Genomic DNA, 15,749 nt, shown 5'->3' with positions numbered 1-15,749 from the left:
ATCGATAAGAATAAGTTGCATACTGTGGACGCCCAAAGTTAGATGGCGTCCCAATGGACATTGATGCTTGTTCTTATAGAGATTTCACTTGCCTACCGTCGAACACATTCACTTCAGTCCGCATGACCTTTCTGTCCAAGACCGCCTGATTACCTACTCGCTGAATAGCTCCCGTGTAGTGATCGAAGGACTACCACAAATATTCTGGGAAGACGGCTTGCCCTGGAGAGAAGCCAATCTCTGGGCTATGGAGAGAGTCACCAATGGTGAGGCACTCCTTAAGACCGTTTCTAGCAACCTGAACGGGCTGTTGAACTACGCGAAGTTTTTGGAGAGTCGCAGGCTTCAGTGGTTTGAGTTTCCGTCTCGAAAGGCTGATCGATGTCTTGTTCAGTACCGTGGGGCGCTTATCAAGGCTCGTGATGCCGGTCATATCAGTCCTGCCACGGCTTCCGAGTACATGCGTAACTGCATCAGTTTCTACAGGTGGGTCAGGAGGCGTGGCCTTCTAAACCCGCTATTGCCGTTGTGGAAAGACAAGCGCTATTTCATCAAATACTTTGACCAGGTCGGCTTCGAGCGAACGCTAGCTGGCACCACCACCGATCTGGGTATTCCAAACCGAAAACGCATTGGGGTCACTTTGGAAGGTGGGCTACTTCCTGTGTCAGCGGTTGATCGAGACGCCATTCTTGATTTCGCAAAACAGAGCGCCTCACCCGAGCTTTATCTGATGTTGGCTCTAGGTTTCTTTACGGGTATGCGACTGGGAACGATCTGTGACCTTCGTATCGATGCGTTGGAGCGTGCCATACATGACCCGTCTGCTGAAGGTCTGCTTCTGATATCCGTAGGGCCAGGTGCGTCCCCGCCCGTGCATACCAAATTTGCAGTAACTGGCCAGGTATGGATTCCCGAAGCTTTGTGTTCAGAAGTCTTGGAGTATGCCAAGGGTCTTCGCAGGTTGACTCGCGAGGCATCTGCTGCTGGCGAGCATCAAGACTTAGTGTTCTTGACACGTTTTGGAAACCCTTTCGGACGTCGCAACAGTGATCAGTCTTCGGCCATAAACGTTGAGATGTCATCACTTAGAAAACTAGGCATCGCGTCGGGCATCAAAGCGCTCAGGAAGTTTCGCTTCCACCAATCCCGATGCACCTTTGGAACTGAGTTAGCTAGGCTCGCTTTAGCAAATTGCACTGATGTGGCGATAGTGATTGCGACTGTCAGCAATGCATTGCTTCACGGTCGAAATTCGGAGGCTACCACCTTCAAATACATCAAATTTGTGCAAGCCGCGCCCGCTAAGCAGGCCATTGCGAACAGCTTCATGACTGCGTTTATAGGGATTGCGTCGATGCAGGGAGCAAGCAATGAATAATCTGACGTTTTCAGACCTAACGTTTCCAATGCTTGAGTACGCGAAAAATGAGACGCCCTGGGATCTGGCACCACTTTTATACAGCGGTGGTGCTAAGGCAAAAGTGAAGACTGTACGCAGTGAAATCACATCAGGTGCTTTGAGTGATCCTTTGCTGGAGCGGGTAGAGCTTGTGAAGGGGCTCCATGACTGTTTGACCGACGACCTTGTCGGCGGGGGGAGCCGCTTTTCGGCAAATAACAAGATTGGTGCGTTGAGGAAGTTTTTTCAGTGGGTGGATCAGTGCGAGCGTCCGTTGAGCATTGATACGGTCGCGGAGGAATACCTGGGGTGGGCTGAACATCTTCTACAGCGTCATCGCGTGGAAGGATATCTAACTGCCGGATCATTATACGACGCGGCAAGTTTAACCGCGACGATGCTCGACCGAGTTCTAGGCCGAAGCTCGACGCTTCTGTACAGCACCCGAATTCGCAAGCCTAGAGGCAACGGAAAGGCCAGTAATGGGGGCGCTGATAAGCAAAGTTTAGAAGAGAGCTTTTCATTCGGGCAGTTCATTGCCGACGTCTGTACGTCCCTTACCTATGAGGCTGTGACGGGGCCACTTCCCATCCACGTGGAGTTGCGGTCGGGTTCGACGCTACCTATCTGGTGCGGCCTGCGCGATACAGAGAGGGAAGCGTCACGACGGATTCGACCTCAAACCAAATTCCAGATTGCGACCATCCTTAGAAACCGCGAACTTCGGAACGCTGACGTTTCAATCGAGACTCGATACCCGGCAGTGAATCTGCGAATCGAAGCCGAGCTGCTCATGTTCATCGCACAAACCGGCATGAATTTGTCGCAGGCGCATCAGCTTCGTATCGACCAATACCATTACACGAGTCATTTTGATGGTTACCAAGTGAGGTCTTACAAAAATCGCCGTCAGGGTGAAGTGCTGTTTGACGTTTTCTCAAGCTACAAGCAGTGGTTCGAACGCTACATTGAGTGGCGTAACACGTGGTTTCCAGACGATCTAGAGGGACTTCTTTTCCCTCTCGTCCGCCCTGGGGGACGTCTCGTTTTAGAAGCTCCTCAGTTCACGGCTATCGCGCGCGTCTGCACCGATTCCAGTGTTCGATTCGTTCGACCCCGTAAGCTCCGGGGTGCGCGTATTAATTGGCTGCTACGTGAGTCGCAACGGCCGGAACTGGTGGCGGAAATCGCACAGCATACCGCTGAAACTTTGATTCGTGTGTACGCCGAGCCCAATCCGCAAATTGCGATGATTGAAATCACTCGATTTCACCGGCAAGCAGATCCCGTCGTTTGCTCACCTGCTCCAGGTACTTGTGTGGAGCCGATACCAGAATCGGTCGTGGATGCTCCGACTAATGCTCCTGATCCCGATTGTATCAACGCTGCGGGTTGCCTTTTCTGTGTCAATCATCGGGATATTGAAAGCGAGGATCACGTCTGGTCTCTGAGTAGTTTGCGAGTGCTCAAGAGCTTGGAGCTAGTTAGATATCGCCCAGCTTGCACGGATAGATCTGACGAGACTGACCATCCAGCGATGCTTGCGGTCGAGCGTCTGAGCGCGAAGTTACGGTTCTTTCAAGAGAGTAGCGAGGTACGTCGGCTTTGGGTGGAAGAGGCATTCGCACGCATAGCTGAGGAGGACTATCACCCAGCTTGGGATGGATTTATTCGGCTTGCGGAAGTTACAGCGGGGACTTCCCTATGAATATGCTCACAACGTTGGGGCTTTCTATCGAGTCGCCTCTCGCCGTTCCTGGGGCATCGAATTACCGTCCAGAGAGCTGGCCTCCGTCACCTGATTGGCCGGTCGTAATTGATGCACAGGGCAAAGTAATAAGCCGTTGGGGCGATCCAATTTGGAGGCTTGATCCATGGGCCAAGAAGGCACTGACGCTGAATTTTGGTGATGGGCCAGTTAAAAAATCAGCGGCGCCAATTAGCTCAAAGAACGCAAATTTACTTCGAATCATCACTGGCTGGTGGCTATACGGGCCGTATGGCGCTCGTGGCTACAGATCCCTTAAAACGCGTTTCGATCAGATGCGGCGGCTGTTTGTTCTTTGCGAAGAGGCAGGAATACTTGCCAGCGAATTAAGCCACTTTCCACGCGTATGCGAACGGATCCCTGCCTTTCTTCATACCTCAAGAAAAACCGAGTTTCTGTCGTTAATGCATGAGCTTTACGCGTCCCGTAGTGCCGTAGGATTTACGTTGCTGGATTCAGGCTCCCTAACCCGTCTGGCTGCGCTTTTTCCAACTCACCATACAGCTCAAACACCTTACATTCCTCCACGTATTTGGCGCTATCAAGTTACTAGGCTGCGAGAGTGCCTTGATGATTTCCTATCCCATCGAGAACAGGTTGAAGCTTGTTACCGGTTCTGCTTCGCGGCTTACGAACATAACCAGAGGGTTTCGGAGAGAACAGCGTGCGTAAACGCCCCGCCTTTTTGCGGCCATAAGATGCAATTATCAGGCGCTAAAACGGGGCTTCGTTTTCTTGGCGCGTTTGCGGAAACGGCGAAACGCTTCGGCGTCTTTGAGCTACTTGAACGTTGGGTAGGGCGCAGTGGTGACTTGCAAGTAAGAGCGCTGACTAGCTATCTGAAACTGGTCAACGGCGCGGGATTGGCTTACATCCTTAACTTCAGTCTCATGCGGGTTGAGGAAGCATGGAATCTTCGAGCCGGGTGCCTTGACATCGAGCACGACAAGAGTTTCGGCGACATTTTTTTGTTACGTGGGCAGACGACAAAAACGCTCTCTGATAGGGACGCCGTTTGGGTCACATCCCCATCTGTGGCGGTCGCCGTGAAGGCGATGGAGGTTATTTCTCTATTTCGCTCACTCCACGCACCTCACGAAGCCGCGAGAGTTCTCGCCGGGCGTTACTTGACCGATTTTTCTTACGAGCCCTGGAGTTCGTTGCGCAATAAAGGTAATCACTCACTGAGGCCGAGCATCCAGTCATATTCCGACCTTTTGGGGAAGTATGGGAAGCTCTTTGACTTAGAACGTTTGCGTATCACGCCTGAGGATTTGAAATTGGCCCGGCTAGCTACCCCTTCATTGCCGGAGGAGTATCAAGTGGGCGATGTATGGCCGTTGGCTTGGCATCAGTTGCGTAGAACTGGGGCAGTGAACATGCAAGCTTCCGGGCTCGTAAGTGATGCTTCGCTTCAGTACCAGCTCAAGCACGTCACACGAGCGATGAGCCTTTACTACGGACAAAATCACTCGCGGGTGCGTCTAGAGGAGAAGGCTCACACTCTGTACGTTCGCACAATGTACGAGACGCTTGGAAGAGAATTACAGCAGCTAACGAGTGAGCGTTTTGTCAGTCCCCATGGAGACAAACGAAAGGCTGAGATCGTTCGGCTGATTTCGCCAGAGGATGCGAAGAAGATGATTGGTTTGGCAAAGAAAGGCGCGGTCGCCTGTCGCCCGATAATTCTTGGCGTTTGTTCGAGTCGCGAGCCTTGTCCGTACGGCGGAATTGACAACATTGCCCGTTGCGGGGGTGGTGATTCAGTGGATGCAAAACCTTGCCCTGATGTGCTGTATGACTCAGAACGATTGGGTGCGGTAGATGATTTTGAACATGTACTCAAAGAGCGGCTTGCTACTGCTCAGGGAGGGAGTCCGCTAATGGAATCGTTGATGGCTCAAAAGCGAAGCGTAGAGAGCTTTCGCCGTGTCGTAGGAAGCGCAAATGGACGTTGAACTCCCTGCTCGCCGAAGCGCGGCTGATCAATATCGTGATGCTTTTGAGCGTCTGAAACTCAATAAGCCACAGCTTCTACCAAAGGGGACACCGGTCACTCAGAACAACGTGGCCAAAGAGGCCGGGAGCGATCCGTCAGCGCTTAAGAAATCTCGTTTCCCGAGTCTCATCGCAGAGATAAAAACCTACGTGGAACAACATGCGGAGGAGCGACCTCCTTCGTTGAACCAGGTAAATCATCTTGCCCGTCAGAAAAGCCGCGCCTTGCGGGATCGGATTGAGCAGGTTGCTCGACAGCGCGACCAGCTAGCAAGTTTACTGAGCGAGGCGGATGCGAAAATCATAGAGCTGTATGACCGTATTGCTGAGCTTGAGCGACAGTTACCTGCGTCCAACATACTGTCGTTGGATCCACGCGGGCCCAGAAAGCTTTGAGATAACAGCGCGCGTGCAGCTAGTCGCCAGGTGTAGGGGACTGCCTATTCCGACCACTCTGCTGCTCAACCTTGATGCTGCGAGCCGGAAAGAGAAGAGCGCTCTGCTTGATTGAGGCATCTCAGCCGGCAGCTCCGGGCTAGATGCTTCCTGCCTAGTGGCTGCGATCCGCTGATGGAAACAGGCAGCTATCGGCCAAATCAGATACTCCCCCCTTAAACCATCAGATACGATCACCACTAAAACGAAAACACCTCTGATAGCTCCCACATCGCACCACACCTGCTATCTGCGCACTTCTAATTCTGAAGGAGATCTTTCCTACGGCCAAAATAAGTATTAAGGTAACGAAAACTACATAATAAGTAGAATGTACTACATGAAAAACTGGTTGATTTTGATTCTCGGTCTGCCGACCGCCAATGCCACCGAACGCATGCGAGCTTGGCGCGCTTTGAAAGCCAGCGGCGCGGCAGTCATACGCGATGGCGCCTACCTATTGCCGAATAGCGGTGTCTGTCGTGAAGTGCTTGCGTCTGTCGAACGTGACATTCTGGCGATCAACGGCACCGCCTATGTCCTGCCTGTCGTCGACCCTGACGGTGAACGCTTTATCGAGTTGTTCGACCGTAGCGATGACTACGGCAAGCTTGGTGTAGAGATCGAAGAATGCCGTGGACAGTTGAATGCTGAAAATGCGCTGGCGACGACCAAACAAATTCGTAAGCTACGCAAAGCCTACGATCAGATAGCCAGCATCGATTACTTTCCAGGTAAGCCGAAGCAGCAGATTGATTCGGCTTTGCAGGAGTTGGAGACAGCAGTCAGCAGAGCCCTGTCTCCGGATGAGCCGCACAGCAGTAACCAACCAATACCGGCACTCAATCTTGACGAATATCAGGGGCGTATCTGGGCAACGCGCAAACGTCCCTGGGTCGACCGGCTAGCGTGTGCCTGGCTGATTCGCCGCTTCATTGACCCGCAAGCTCAGATCCTTTGGCTGAACACTCCACAGGACTGTCCGGTAGATGCGTTGGGTTTTGATTTTGATGACGCGACCTTCAGCCATGCTGGTAACCGCGTGACCTTCGAAACCCTGCAAGCCAGTTTTCAAATCCAGAAACCAGGTCTAGGGCGCATTGCTGCCCTTGTGCATTACCTCGATGTCGGCGGTATTCAGCCGGTGGAGGCTGCTGGCATTGAGCGGGTGCTGGCAGGGCTGCGCGAAACCATAACCGACGACGACCATTTGCTGGCAGCAGCAAGTGCCATCTTCGACGGCCTGCTCGCCGGGTTCGTGAAAGAGGAGAAACCCAATGAGTAAGGAATTGGCGCCAATGGTTGAAGAAGAGCTGTCGAGGCCGGAAGCAATCAGTTTGCGTGAGGCGTTCTGGTTCTGGTTGAAGCTCGGCTTCATCAGCTTCGGAGGGCCTGCGGGTCAGATCTCGATCATGCACCAGGAATTGGTGGAGCGGCGGCGTTGGATATCCGAACGCAGGTTTCTGCATGCCCTCAATTACTGCATGTTGTTGCCTGGGCCAGAGGCGCAGCAGTTGGCCACCTATATTGGCTGGCTGATGCATCGAACTTGGGGAGGCGTTATCGCGGGTGCGCTGTTTGTGCTGCCCTCTCTATTTATCCTGATCGCGCTGTCATGGATGTACATCGCCTTCGGCGAAGTGCCTGTGGTGGCAGGGCTCTTCTATGGCATCAAGCCTGCCGTGACCGCCATCGTCGTGCAGGCGGCACATAGAATCGGCTCTCGGGCATTGAAGAACAATTGGCTATGGGCGATAGCGGCGGCTTCATTCACCGCAATCTTCGCATTCAATGTTCCGTTCCCGTTGATCGTTCTGGGTGCTGCATTGATCGGTTATGTCGGTGGACGCTTGGCACCCGAGAAATTCAGAGCCGGGGGCCATAGCGCCGCCAAGAAATCCTTTGGCCCGGCCTTAATCGATGATGACACTCCGTCCCCGGAGCATGCCCGGTTCAGTTGGTTGAAGTTGGCATGGCTTGCACTGATAGGAGCCGTGCTATGGGCATTGCCGATGGGGATTTTGACCGCATTATTTGGCTGGGAAGGCACCTTGACCCAGATGGGCTGGTTCTTTACCAAGGCGGCGCTTTTGACGTTTGGCGGGGCCTACGCGGTGCTGCCGTATGTGTATCAAGGCGCAGTCGGTCACTATGGCTGGCTGACCCCGACACAGATGATCGACGGGCTTGCGCTAGGGGAAACCACGCCAGGGCCACTGATCATGGTGGTGGCCTTCGTCGGCTTCGTCGGGGCCTATGTATCGCAAGTGTTCGGGGCTGATCAGGTGTTTTTGGCCGGAGCCGTCGCCGCCGCACTGGTAACCTGGTTCACCTTCTTGCCTTCATTTTTGTTCATCCTCGCGGGTGGCCCGCTGGTGGAGTCGACTCATAACGAACTCAAGTTCACGGCACCGCTTACCGCCATCACCGCCGCCGTAGTTGGGGTGATCCTCAATCTGGCGTGTTTCTTCGGCTATCACGTGCTTTGGCCGAGAGGCTTCAGCGGAAGCCTCGACTGGCCCTCTGCACTGATCGCCATTGCAGCGGCGATTGCCTTGTTCCGCTTCAAGCGAGGCGTCATCCAGGTGCTGATGGCCTGCGCGCTCGTCGGTTTGGCAGCGCATCTGCTGCGCTAGATCGCACGAGTGGATTAACAGTCTTGGCGAGCACTGGGCTCGCCAGATCACCCAGCCTACCGAGCTAGGCAGGAGGTGTTTCATGAGGTGGATTACCCGTGAACGACCCAAGATCGACCGCATCGCCTGTCCCTGGCTGATCGTTCGCTTCATCGATCCGCAGCCCGAGTTTTTATACGTGCGCAGTGGTGACGTGCTGCGTTTAGCGGCGGAGAAAGACGCTGCACCTTACGACATTCCCGGCGTAGAACTGACACATGAGGGCGAGCTGTGCAGCTTCGATGCGTTTCTGAAAAAGTACCAGCTCAACGAGCCCGCTTTACAGCAATTAGCCAAAATTGTTCGGGGAGCAGATACGTCTCGCCTGGAGCTAACACCGCAGTCGGCTGGGCTGTACGCAATATCACTTGGACTGTCGAAGCGTTTTTCGGACGACCACGAAATGCTGTCACACGGTCTGGTCATGTACGACGCGCTCTATGCCTGGTGCAAGGAATGCCAAGGCGAATCGCATAACTGGCCTCCTCAGATGTAAAGAGACCAGTTCACACCAAAGCCCAGCCTAGTGCTGGGCTTTGTTCATTTAGTGGCAGTGGTAGTCGTTCGTTTTATGGTTGCGATGGCAACCTTTTGAGTCAGTACCGCCGCTGTGCGCGAAGGCAGCAACGGACGTAATCGAAAGTAAAGCGGCGATCAAGATGGCGGACAGTTTCATCAGGGCTTGCTCCTTGCTCATGTTTTTATATCCGTGAGATGTCTCACGCTCCGCAGCGTATGGCTAATTGCCTCCACTGAGCAAGCAACTTCCCGACCGTTTCCCAGGCTTTCGATGAAAGGCTCATCGCCTATTTCTTGAGCTGTCCCTGCCTCTGGTTTAGGATGGGCTCTATATCCCCCTAGGGGGGATACAAAAAATCGATAAATGAGAAACTCGTTACTCTCTTTTTTCGAGAAATGCTCGACAACCTGATGGGTGCGGGCCTCTCCATGTGAGATTTCTCATGCTGAAAATCCTAGCCAACCGAACCTACCGTCATCTCTTCCTGGCTCAAGTGATTGCACTCGTCGGGACGGGACTCGCCACGGTCGCACTGGGTTTACTGGCGTTCGACCTTGCAGGCGCCCAAGCGGGTGCCGTTCTCGGGACGGCGTTGGCAATCAAAATGACGGCCTACATTGGCGTTGCGCCCATTGCAGCGGCTTTTGCAGAGCGTCTGCCTCGCCGAGCCATGCTGGTCTCGCTGGATCTGGTGCGGGCCCTGGTCGCGCTTGCTCTGCCGTTTGTGACCGAAGTTTGGCAAATCTACGTGCTGATTTTCGTCCTTCAGTCGGCTTCGGCCGCATTTACCCCAACCTTCCAGGCGACCATTCCAGACATCCTGCCGGATGAAGACGACTACACCCGTGCCTTGTCGTTATCGCGCCTGGCCTACGATCTTGAAAGTGTCGCCAGCCCGATGCTCGCCGCCGCACTGCTGACGGTGATCAGCTTCCACAACCTGTTCGCCGGCACGGTCATCGGTTTTCTCGCCTCAGCGGCGCTGGTCTCCACGGTACTGCTGCCCAAGGCGAAGCAGACACCGCGACGCAGCATCTACGAACGAACCACCCGTGGCATGCGCATATTCCTGGCCACGCCTCGCTTGCGGGGACTGCTGGCTCTCAATCTGACGGTAGCTGCCGCCAGCGCCATGGTCATCGTCAATACGGTGGTTCTGGTTCAGTCGCGCTTCGCTCTACCTCAGAGTTCCACGGCATTGGCGCTGGCTGCGTTTGGTGGCGGCTCCATGGTCGCCGCCCTGGTCTTGCCTCGCCTGCTGAAAAACATCAAAGACCGAACGGCCATGTTGTTTGGCGGAGGAATACTGGTCGCAGGCTTGGCCGTTGGCATCAACCTGACCACCTACAACTTCCTTTTACCGCTGTGGATGTTGCTCGGCGTGGGCTATTCGCTGGCTCAGACCCCGAGCGGTCGCCTGTTGCGTCGCTCGGCACATGCCGAAGATCGCCCGGCACTATTTGCCGCCCAATTTGCCCTGTCCCATGCCTGCTGGTTGATTACCTACCCATTGGCTGGGTGGCTGGGTGCCAACATCAGCCTCACAGCGTCGTTTGTTGGGCTCGCCGTCGTGGCAGGTTGCGCATTGACAGTCAGCATCGTGATCTGGCGTCCGGCCCATGACCAAGAGTCGATCAAGCACACCCATGAGAATCTGCCGGGCGATCACATGCACATCGACGGCCAGAAGGGCGCGGATCACGAACATCCATACGTGATCGATGATCAGCATCGCCGATGGCCCAACAAATGATCGTAATTTCCTAAGACTAGCTAAGGCTGGTTGGTCAGCCTTCAGATCAGAAACCGTAGCGCTTGCAGAGCGGCAAGGTGCCCTGGATAAAACCAGTAGCCCCATTGCCGCACTGGCCAGACCTTGAAGGTGAAAGTCTGACGCAGTAGCCAGAGTCCGATCAGGGGAGCGGCGAACGCAGTGCTCAAGGCCAACAATGAATAGACTTCCAAGTCCAACGCCCTGGTTACGATGCTACTGCGGGTATTGCTCAACAGGCATAGAGCCGCTGGCAGCAACCAAAGAACACCGGGGCTCTTGATTGCTACTAGGACAGCCGCTGGAACAAGTGCCCCGTAAAATCCATACATCAATGGATCATCCAGCGCATAGGCAACTGCGGTGGCCATCAACGCCATTGCTGCGCTCAACAAAGTACGATGCTGCCATCCCCAGGCAATCACCAGCCCCAATGCCAGGGTAACCAACACGTTGAATGATCCCGAGGTGCTGATGTAGCGATAAGGCACTTCTGAAATGGCGGCGAACAACAGCATCAACGCGAGGTATCGACCGTTCGCGGCAGTCAGCCATTCGCCCGATTTGGAGCGCGCCACGTTGGCGGCAATGGCGACACAGAACAGCGGAAAAGAGAGCCGCCCCAGAATGAACAGATTGCTCATCTCCGGCCACACCAAGCGCAAGTGATCGATAACCATGGTCAGCATCGCCAGCCACTTGATCAGATCCAGGCTACTGCTTCGGCTCTTGAGTGAGGACTGCGGGGTTGTATGAGCCGTCGTCATGTCCACCCCAGTGTGACTGCGGTCAGCACGAGATAACGCACGCCCTTGGCCAGGATGACAATCAGCAGGAAACTCCAGAATGGCTCGCGCATGACTCCGGCGACGACCGTCAGCGGATCGCCAATGATGGGCACCCAACTGAGCAGTAATGACCAGCGCCCGTAGCGCAGATAGGACTGCTGGGCTTTTTCGAGCTTGCTCTCACTCACGGGAAACCATCGCTTGTGGCGCAATCGTTCAACGGAACGGCCCAGCACCCAGTTCAGTGCAGAGCCAAGAACGTTGCCAAAGGTGGCGACCGCCAAGAGCGTAGAGACGATATACCGGCCGGAGAGCAACATCCCGACCAATACGGCTTCAGACTGCATGGGCAGTAACGTCGCGGCACCGAATGCCGCCAGGAACAGGCCAGCGTAGCTGGTGAGTTCAAACACTCAAACGTCGCCTTATGCGTTCAGGCCGATCCAGCCATGGAAGCCCACGTACAGGCCGACACCGATGATCAACACACTGGACAGGTACGGCGCACGACGAGCCACGGTGCCCAGCCATGGCCAGCGGTTAGAAGCCTGCTTAGCGCCAATAGCTGCCGCAGCACCTACGGCCACCAAGGTGAGCGCCAAACCGATGCTGAAGCACAGGACAAGCATGCCTCCCAGCGCGACTTCTTTAACCTGAAGACACAGCAACAGAACGGTGATGGCAGCCGGACAAGGAATCAAACCGCCCGTCAAACCGAACATGACGATCTGGCCCGTGGTCACCTCACGATTGGTGAAGCGCTTACGGATATCGTTGGCATGTGCACGTTCATGCGCATCCTGATAACCATCAATTGACAACTCCAGACCTTCCAGCTCTGAATGCGCATGCCCATGATCATGCTCCTGGTATTCCAGGTCGTAATCATGGGAGTGGCCGGCATGCCCAAGACTCAAGCGCGCACTGAATTCATGCGGTTCCGGGATATCGACCATCGACTCCAAGAAGCCTTCGCGTTCGACGAAAGAGAACGTTTGAGTGCTGCCGTCTGGGCGGGTAGTGGTCAGACGAACGTCTGAAGCAGGCCACGCATGCCCGGTCAGTGCCTTCAGGCGCCAATGCGGTGGCATGCCATCTTCGAAGATCGACAGTTCGATGCGACCATGGCCTGTATCGATACGATGAGTCTCATCGTGATGACCATGGTCATGCTCGCCGTGGTGGTGATCATCCCCTTGCTCGAACTTAAACATCTGCTCGCCGCGCCAGGTACGCCATAGCATCCATAGTGCAATCACGATGATCAGAGCAGAGGACGCGAGTTGGAAGTAAGGCTCGGTGGTTTGAGCGTCCAGACCTTTGCCCAGGTACATGCCGCCGATAGCGACCAACCACACAACAGCGGTGTGCGACAGCGTCGCGGCCAAGCCCAACAATACGGCTTGTTTTACCGAGCCGCGAATGGCCACGATGAAGGCCGCCATCATGGTTTTTGAATGGCCCGGTTCAAGCCCATGCAAGGCTCCGAGCAGAATAGCACTCGGGAAATACAGCCAGGCGTGAGCCCCGCCTTGTTGCAGCAGTTCAGCGAAGTTGGGCATATCAGACCTAGAGGTATTTGGTGATTTGTTTGAACGCTTCCAGCGGTGCGCGCTCGCCATTGCCCAAGGCCGAGACGGTGTCCTCCAGACAGTGATCAATGTGATCCTGAATGAGCGTGCGCTTGGCTTGGCACACTGCTTTTTCGACAGCATGCAACTGCTGAGCAATGTCGACGCACTGACGACCTTCTTCAATCATTGTGATGATGCCGCGTAAATGGCCGTCCGCCCGCTTGAGGCGCTTGATGATCGCCTCGTGACTTTGGTGGGTATGGGGATGGTTGTGTTCGTGTTCGCGCTCACTCATGACTTGAGCCTCAGGCCTCAATGAATTACGCTGGCATCCTATCCCCCCTAGGGGGATGTGGTCAAACGCATCAAAGCCCTACAAAACGAGTTGAAACCCGAACACTATGTTCAGCAGAACACTGACAATGACGGTGGTAATCGCACTTGCTCTCGCCATGTTTGTGGCTTGGGCCGGGCATACCTATACGTTGTCGGTGACATCGAAACAGCCAGCCTGGGAGATTGCGCAAGACGCCCATCACTCCCATGAGCTGCAGGCAGAGATGTCGAGCGCGAGCTACTCGGATCACTACCACTCGCCGTTGACCCCTGACCATCAGCACGAAACGCCACAGCTCACGTCCGCGTTGAGTTTGGCTGCACAGCCGAAGCTGTCAATACGGGTTGATGCGCTCCGATATTCCGTTCCTCGTCCGCCGATTTTTTTGATCGAGCGTCCACCCCGTCCTTCGTTCGCATCCTGACCATGGCCGCTCAGCGGCCCACGATCACTGCAACGTAGGATTTATCTATGCATTCGCACTCGATGTGCGGCGTCGACGCATTTACTGCGCCTTCGCGTCGCCTGCTACTGCTGCTGTTTTTATTTGTCGCGTCACTTTTCCTCACAATGCCCGAGGCGATGGCTCATGCCGTTGCTGAAGGCGACAAGGGATTCATCCAGGAAAGCTCCGGCGTCATGTTGCTGCCCTTCATCTACATGGGCGCCAAGCACATGATGACGGGCTACGACCATCTGCTGTTTCTGTTCGGGGTGATCTTCTTCCTCTATCGCCTGAAAGACGTGGGGCTCTACGTCACGCTGTTCGCTGTAGGCCACTCGGTCACCCTGCTGCTTGGCGTGCTGACCGAGATCAGCATCAGCTCCTACATCATCGACGCCATCATTGGTTTCTCGGTGGTGTACAAGGCGCTCGATAACCTGGGTGCATTCCAGCGCTGGTTCGGTTTCCAACCCAATACCAAAGTGGCCACGCTGATCTTCGGTCTGCTCCACGGTTTTGGTCTGGCGACGAAAATTCAGGAGTACGAGATCTCGCCTGATGGCCTGATTCCGAACCTGATCGCCTTCAACGTTGGCGTTGAGATCGGCCAATTGCTGGCCCTTAGCGCGATTCTCATTTTGATGGGGTATTGGCGGCGCACCGGCAGTTTCTGGCGCCACGCCTATACCGCCAACGTCGCCATGATGAGTGCCGGTTTCCTGCTGATGGGTTACCAGATCACCGGCCTGTTTGTCTCTGCGTAAGGAATTCTGACCATGTTCAATACTCCGCTTCCAACTGTTAATGAATTGCCTAGCACTCGCAAACTGGTGCGTTCGACTGTCATTGCACTGCTGACTGCTGTCGGCCTGCTGGTGACCGTTGTCATGCCATCGGAATACGCCGTTGATCCAACGGGTGTGGGTCGAGCACTGGGACTGACCCAGATGGGCGAACTGAAGATCATCCTTGCCCAAGAAGCTTTGGCGGATGCCGTGCCACCTCAACCAGCAGCTCCAGCTCCAGCTCCAGCTCCGCAGGTTGCGCAAGTCCAACCTATTGCGAAACCTGTTGCTCAGCCAGTGGCGACACCTACCCCAGCTCTGAAGACGAATCAAATGAGCGTCACGCTCAAGCCAGGTGAAGGGACAGAAATCAAACTGGAAGTGCTGAAGAACAAGACTGTCAGCTATGAATGGACAGCGGTTGGTGGGCCTGTGAACTACGACACCCATGGCGAGCCCTACAACGGTGAAAAGGGTTACTTCCACAGCTACAACAAGGGCAAGCAAGTCAAAAGTGATAAAGGTGAATTCACCGCCATTTTTGACGGCACCCACGGTTGGTTTTGGCGTAACCGCAGCAATAACGACGTGACCATCGCACTGAAAACAACCGGCGATTACTTGAGCGTCAAACAGTAATACGAATCAGCGATGGCTGTTCTATTGTCGAAAATGCCAGTATTCAGCCTAAACGAAAGCATTTATTTCACCCGTTTTTTGAAGAGTCTCCCAATGAAAACCCCAACAACGCTGATCCGTTCGGTGCTCCTGATCTGTTTCCTTGGCCTGATGACGGCATGCGGCGGCGGTGAGAAAGGAGCAGCCTCCGAGAGCGCTGAGCACGGACACTCACACGAGTAACACCCTGAATAAAACAAGGCCGCATGTGCGGCCTTGTTTGTTTCTGCGTGACGACATTGTCCCTTGGTCCAGCGATTGAGAGACACAAGACGAATGTCTGCCTTGGGTCGATTACGGACTGCCAGCGTCCCTGTATCACCTGAATGGAGTATGAGGAGAGGGCTTAAGAGCCCCAGTTGTCCAACCAGATTGGATGAGCTTTGGGCTGTTGGATCGGGCTCATCTTGGTCACGCTAGTTTCTGTCGCCACAAAATTCGCGTATGTGCCATGGACACCACATGATCAATTTCTGTGAAAAATGCGTGTGGTCTATGGACATCGGATACCTAATCTAAACCCTCACAAATATTCATTCAAACCGATGTCCATGGGTTGACATCTTTCCTTTA

Annotated in this window: 16 protein-coding genes; 11 read left to right on the top strand and 5 right to left on the bottom strand. The window is 54.6% G+C overall.

Going from position 1 to position 15,749, the window contains the following annotated elements; genetic code table 11:
• Window positions 1-88: 88 nt before the first annotated feature.
• From YA0848_RS10705 to YA0848_RS10675, 7 genes are all read left to right on the top strand, one after another.
• Window positions 89-1,381 (top strand): site-specific integrase, encoded by a 1,293-nt coding sequence (locus YA0848_RS10705; protein ID WP_124188769.1) that lies wholly within the window; start codon window positions 89-91, stop codon window positions 1,379-1,381.
• Window positions 1,374-3,110 (top strand): site-specific integrase, encoded by a 1,737-nt coding sequence (locus tag YA0848_RS10700; protein WP_124188770.1) that lies wholly within the window; start codon window positions 1,374-1,376, stop codon window positions 3,108-3,110. The genes YA0848_RS10705 and YA0848_RS10700 overlap by 8 nt, the downstream gene beginning before the upstream one ends.
• Window positions 3,107-5,128 (top strand): hypothetical protein, encoded by a 2,022-nt coding sequence (locus tag YA0848_RS35980; RefSeq protein ID WP_223656463.1) that lies wholly within the window; start codon window positions 3,107-3,109, stop codon window positions 5,126-5,128. Before YA0848_RS10700 ends, YA0848_RS35980 begins: the two co-directional genes overlap by 4 nt.
• Window positions 5,118-5,564 carry a hypothetical protein gene (locus tag YA0848_RS10690; protein WP_124188771.1) on the top strand — a complete coding sequence of 149 codons (447 nt, stop codon included), beginning with the start codon at window positions 5,118-5,120 and terminating at the stop codon, window positions 5,562-5,564. Before YA0848_RS35980 ends, YA0848_RS10690 begins: the two co-directional genes overlap by 11 nt.
• 379 nt (window positions 5,565-5,943) lie before the next feature.
• A complete protein-coding gene (locus YA0848_RS10685; protein ID WP_057387415.1) occupies window positions 5,944-6,888 on the top strand; it encodes a chromate resistance protein ChrB domain-containing protein in 945 nt (314 codons plus the stop codon).
• Window positions 6,881-8,239, top strand: a complete 1,359-nt coding sequence (gene chrA / locus YA0848_RS10680; protein WP_057387414.1) for a chromate efflux transporter — start codon at window positions 6,881-6,883, stop codon at window positions 8,237-8,239. The genes YA0848_RS10685 and chrA overlap by 8 nt, the downstream gene beginning before the upstream one ends.
• Before the next feature lie 82 nt (window positions 8,240-8,321).
• Window positions 8,322-8,774, top strand: a complete 453-nt coding sequence (locus tag YA0848_RS10675) for a chromate resistance protein ChrB domain-containing protein (RefSeq protein WP_057387413.1) — start codon at window positions 8,322-8,324, stop codon at window positions 8,772-8,774.
• Window positions 8,775-8,822: 48 nt separating this feature from the next.
• Here the strand turns inward: YA0848_RS10675 and YA0848_RS10670 are convergent, their stop codons facing one another.
• Complete coding sequence (locus YA0848_RS10670) at window positions 8,823-8,975, bottom strand: YHYH domain-containing protein (protein ID WP_223656464.1); 153 nt, start codon at window positions 8,973-8,975, stop codon at window positions 8,823-8,825.
• A 265-nt stretch (window positions 8,976-9,240) separates the two neighbouring features.
• Between YA0848_RS10670 and YA0848_RS10665 the strand changes: the two genes are divergently transcribed.
• Entirely contained in the window at window positions 9,241-10,551 is a 1,311-nt protein-coding gene (locus YA0848_RS10665) for an MFS transporter (RefSeq protein WP_057387412.1), read from the top strand.
• 41 nt (window positions 10,552-10,592) lie between these two features.
• On the opposite strand, the gene YA0848_RS10660 is transcribed toward YA0848_RS10665, so the two are convergent.
• Genes YA0848_RS10660 through YA0848_RS10645 form a run of 4 tightly spaced genes read right to left on the bottom strand, consistent with a single transcriptional unit; the run spans window position 10,593 to window position 13,226 of the window.
• A complete protein-coding gene (locus tag YA0848_RS10660) occupies window positions 10,593-11,336 on the bottom strand; it encodes a TraX family protein (protein ID WP_057387411.1) in 744 nt (247 codons plus the stop codon).
• Complete coding sequence (locus YA0848_RS10655; protein ID WP_198731298.1) at window positions 11,333-11,770, bottom strand: YqaA family protein; 438 nt, start codon at window positions 11,768-11,770, stop codon at window positions 11,333-11,335. Before YA0848_RS10655 ends, YA0848_RS10660 begins: the two co-directional genes overlap by 4 nt.
• A gap of 12 nt (window positions 11,771-11,782) precedes the next feature.
• Window positions 11,783-12,919 (bottom strand): nickel/cobalt efflux protein RcnA, encoded by a 1,137-nt coding sequence (locus YA0848_RS10650; RefSeq protein WP_057387409.1) that lies wholly within the window; start codon window positions 12,917-12,919, stop codon window positions 11,783-11,785.
• A 7-nt stretch (window positions 12,920-12,926) separates the two neighbouring features.
• Window positions 12,927-13,226 (bottom strand): metal-sensing transcriptional repressor, encoded by a 300-nt coding sequence (locus YA0848_RS10645; protein WP_057387408.1) that lies wholly within the window; start codon window positions 13,224-13,226, stop codon window positions 12,927-12,929.
• Between the two features lie 513 nt (window positions 13,227-13,739).
• Here YA0848_RS10645 and YA0848_RS10640 point away from each other — a divergent pair.
• The 3 genes from YA0848_RS10640 to YA0848_RS10630 all read left to right on the top strand — a co-directional run bounded on the left by YA0848_RS10640 (window position 13,740) and on the right by YA0848_RS10630 (window position 15,596).
• Window positions 13,740-14,477: a HupE/UreJ family protein gene (locus YA0848_RS10640; protein WP_057387407.1), complete on the top strand. Its 738-nt coding sequence runs from the start codon at window positions 13,740-13,742 to the stop codon at window positions 14,475-14,477.
• 12 nt (window positions 14,478-14,489) lie between these two features.
• The gene (locus tag YA0848_RS10635) at window positions 14,490-15,137 is read left to right on the top strand and encodes a hypothetical protein (protein WP_057387406.1); all 648 of its coding nucleotides are present in this window, start codon (window positions 14,490-14,492) and stop codon (window positions 15,135-15,137) included.
• A 315-nt stretch (window positions 15,138-15,452) separates the two neighbouring features.
• A complete protein-coding gene (locus tag YA0848_RS10630; RefSeq protein WP_079743626.1) occupies window positions 15,453-15,596 on the top strand; it encodes a DUF4113 domain-containing protein in 144 nt (47 codons plus the stop codon).
• The last annotated feature ends 153 nt before the right edge of the window (window positions 15,597-15,749 follow it).

Source organism: Pseudomonas sp. S4_EA_1b (genome assembly GCF_016307435.1).
Taxonomy (GTDB): domain Bacteria; phylum Pseudomonadota; class Gammaproteobacteria; order Pseudomonadales; family Pseudomonadaceae; genus Aquipseudomonas; species Aquipseudomonas rhodesiae.
This window is presented reverse-complemented; position numbering and strand designations above follow the sequence as displayed.

Excerpts from the sequence above, each read along its gene's own strand:
- YA0848_RS10700 (WP_124188770.1), top strand. The coding sequence starts at position 1,374 with ATGAATAATCTGACGTTTTCAGACCTAACGTTTCCAATGCTTGAGTAC.
- YA0848_RS35980 (WP_223656463.1), top strand. The coding sequence starts at position 3,107 with ATGAATATGCTCACAACGTTGGGGCTTTCTATCGAGTCGCCTCTCGCC.
- YA0848_RS10690 (WP_124188771.1), top strand. The coding sequence starts at position 5,118 with ATGGACGTTGAACTCCCTGCTCGCCGAAGCGCGGCTGATCAATATCGT.
- YA0848_RS10685 (WP_057387415.1), top strand. The coding sequence starts at position 5,944 with ATGAAAAACTGGTTGATTTTGATTCTCGGTCTGCCGACCGCCAATGCC.
- chrA (WP_057387414.1), top strand. The coding sequence starts at position 6,881 with ATGAGTAAGGAATTGGCGCCAATGGTTGAAGAAGAGCTGTCGAGGCCG.
- YA0848_RS10675 (WP_057387413.1), top strand. The coding sequence starts at position 8,322 with ATGAGGTGGATTACCCGTGAACGACCCAAGATCGACCGCATCGCCTGT.
- YA0848_RS10670 (WP_223656464.1), bottom strand. The coding sequence starts at position 8,975 with ATGAGCAAGGAGCAAGCCCTGATGAAACTGTCCGCCATCTTGATCGCC.
- YA0848_RS10665 (WP_057387412.1), top strand. The coding sequence starts at position 9,241 with ATGCTGAAAATCCTAGCCAACCGAACCTACCGTCATCTCTTCCTGGCT.
- YA0848_RS10660 (WP_057387411.1), bottom strand. The coding sequence starts at position 11,336 with ATGACGACGGCTCATACAACCCCGCAGTCCTCACTCAAGAGCCGAAGC.
- YA0848_RS10650 (WP_057387409.1), bottom strand. The coding sequence starts at position 12,919 with ATGCCCAACTTCGCTGAACTGCTGCAACAAGGCGGGGCTCACGCCTGG.
- YA0848_RS10645 (WP_057387408.1), bottom strand. The coding sequence starts at position 13,226 with ATGAGTGAGCGCGAACACGAACACAACCATCCCCATACCCACCAAAGT.
- YA0848_RS10640 (WP_057387407.1), top strand. The coding sequence starts at position 13,740 with ATGCATTCGCACTCGATGTGCGGCGTCGACGCATTTACTGCGCCTTCG.
- YA0848_RS10635 (WP_057387406.1), top strand. The coding sequence starts at position 14,490 with ATGTTCAATACTCCGCTTCCAACTGTTAATGAATTGCCTAGCACTCGC.
- YA0848_RS10630 (WP_079743626.1), top strand. The coding sequence starts at position 15,453 with ATGTCTGCCTTGGGTCGATTACGGACTGCCAGCGTCCCTGTATCACCT.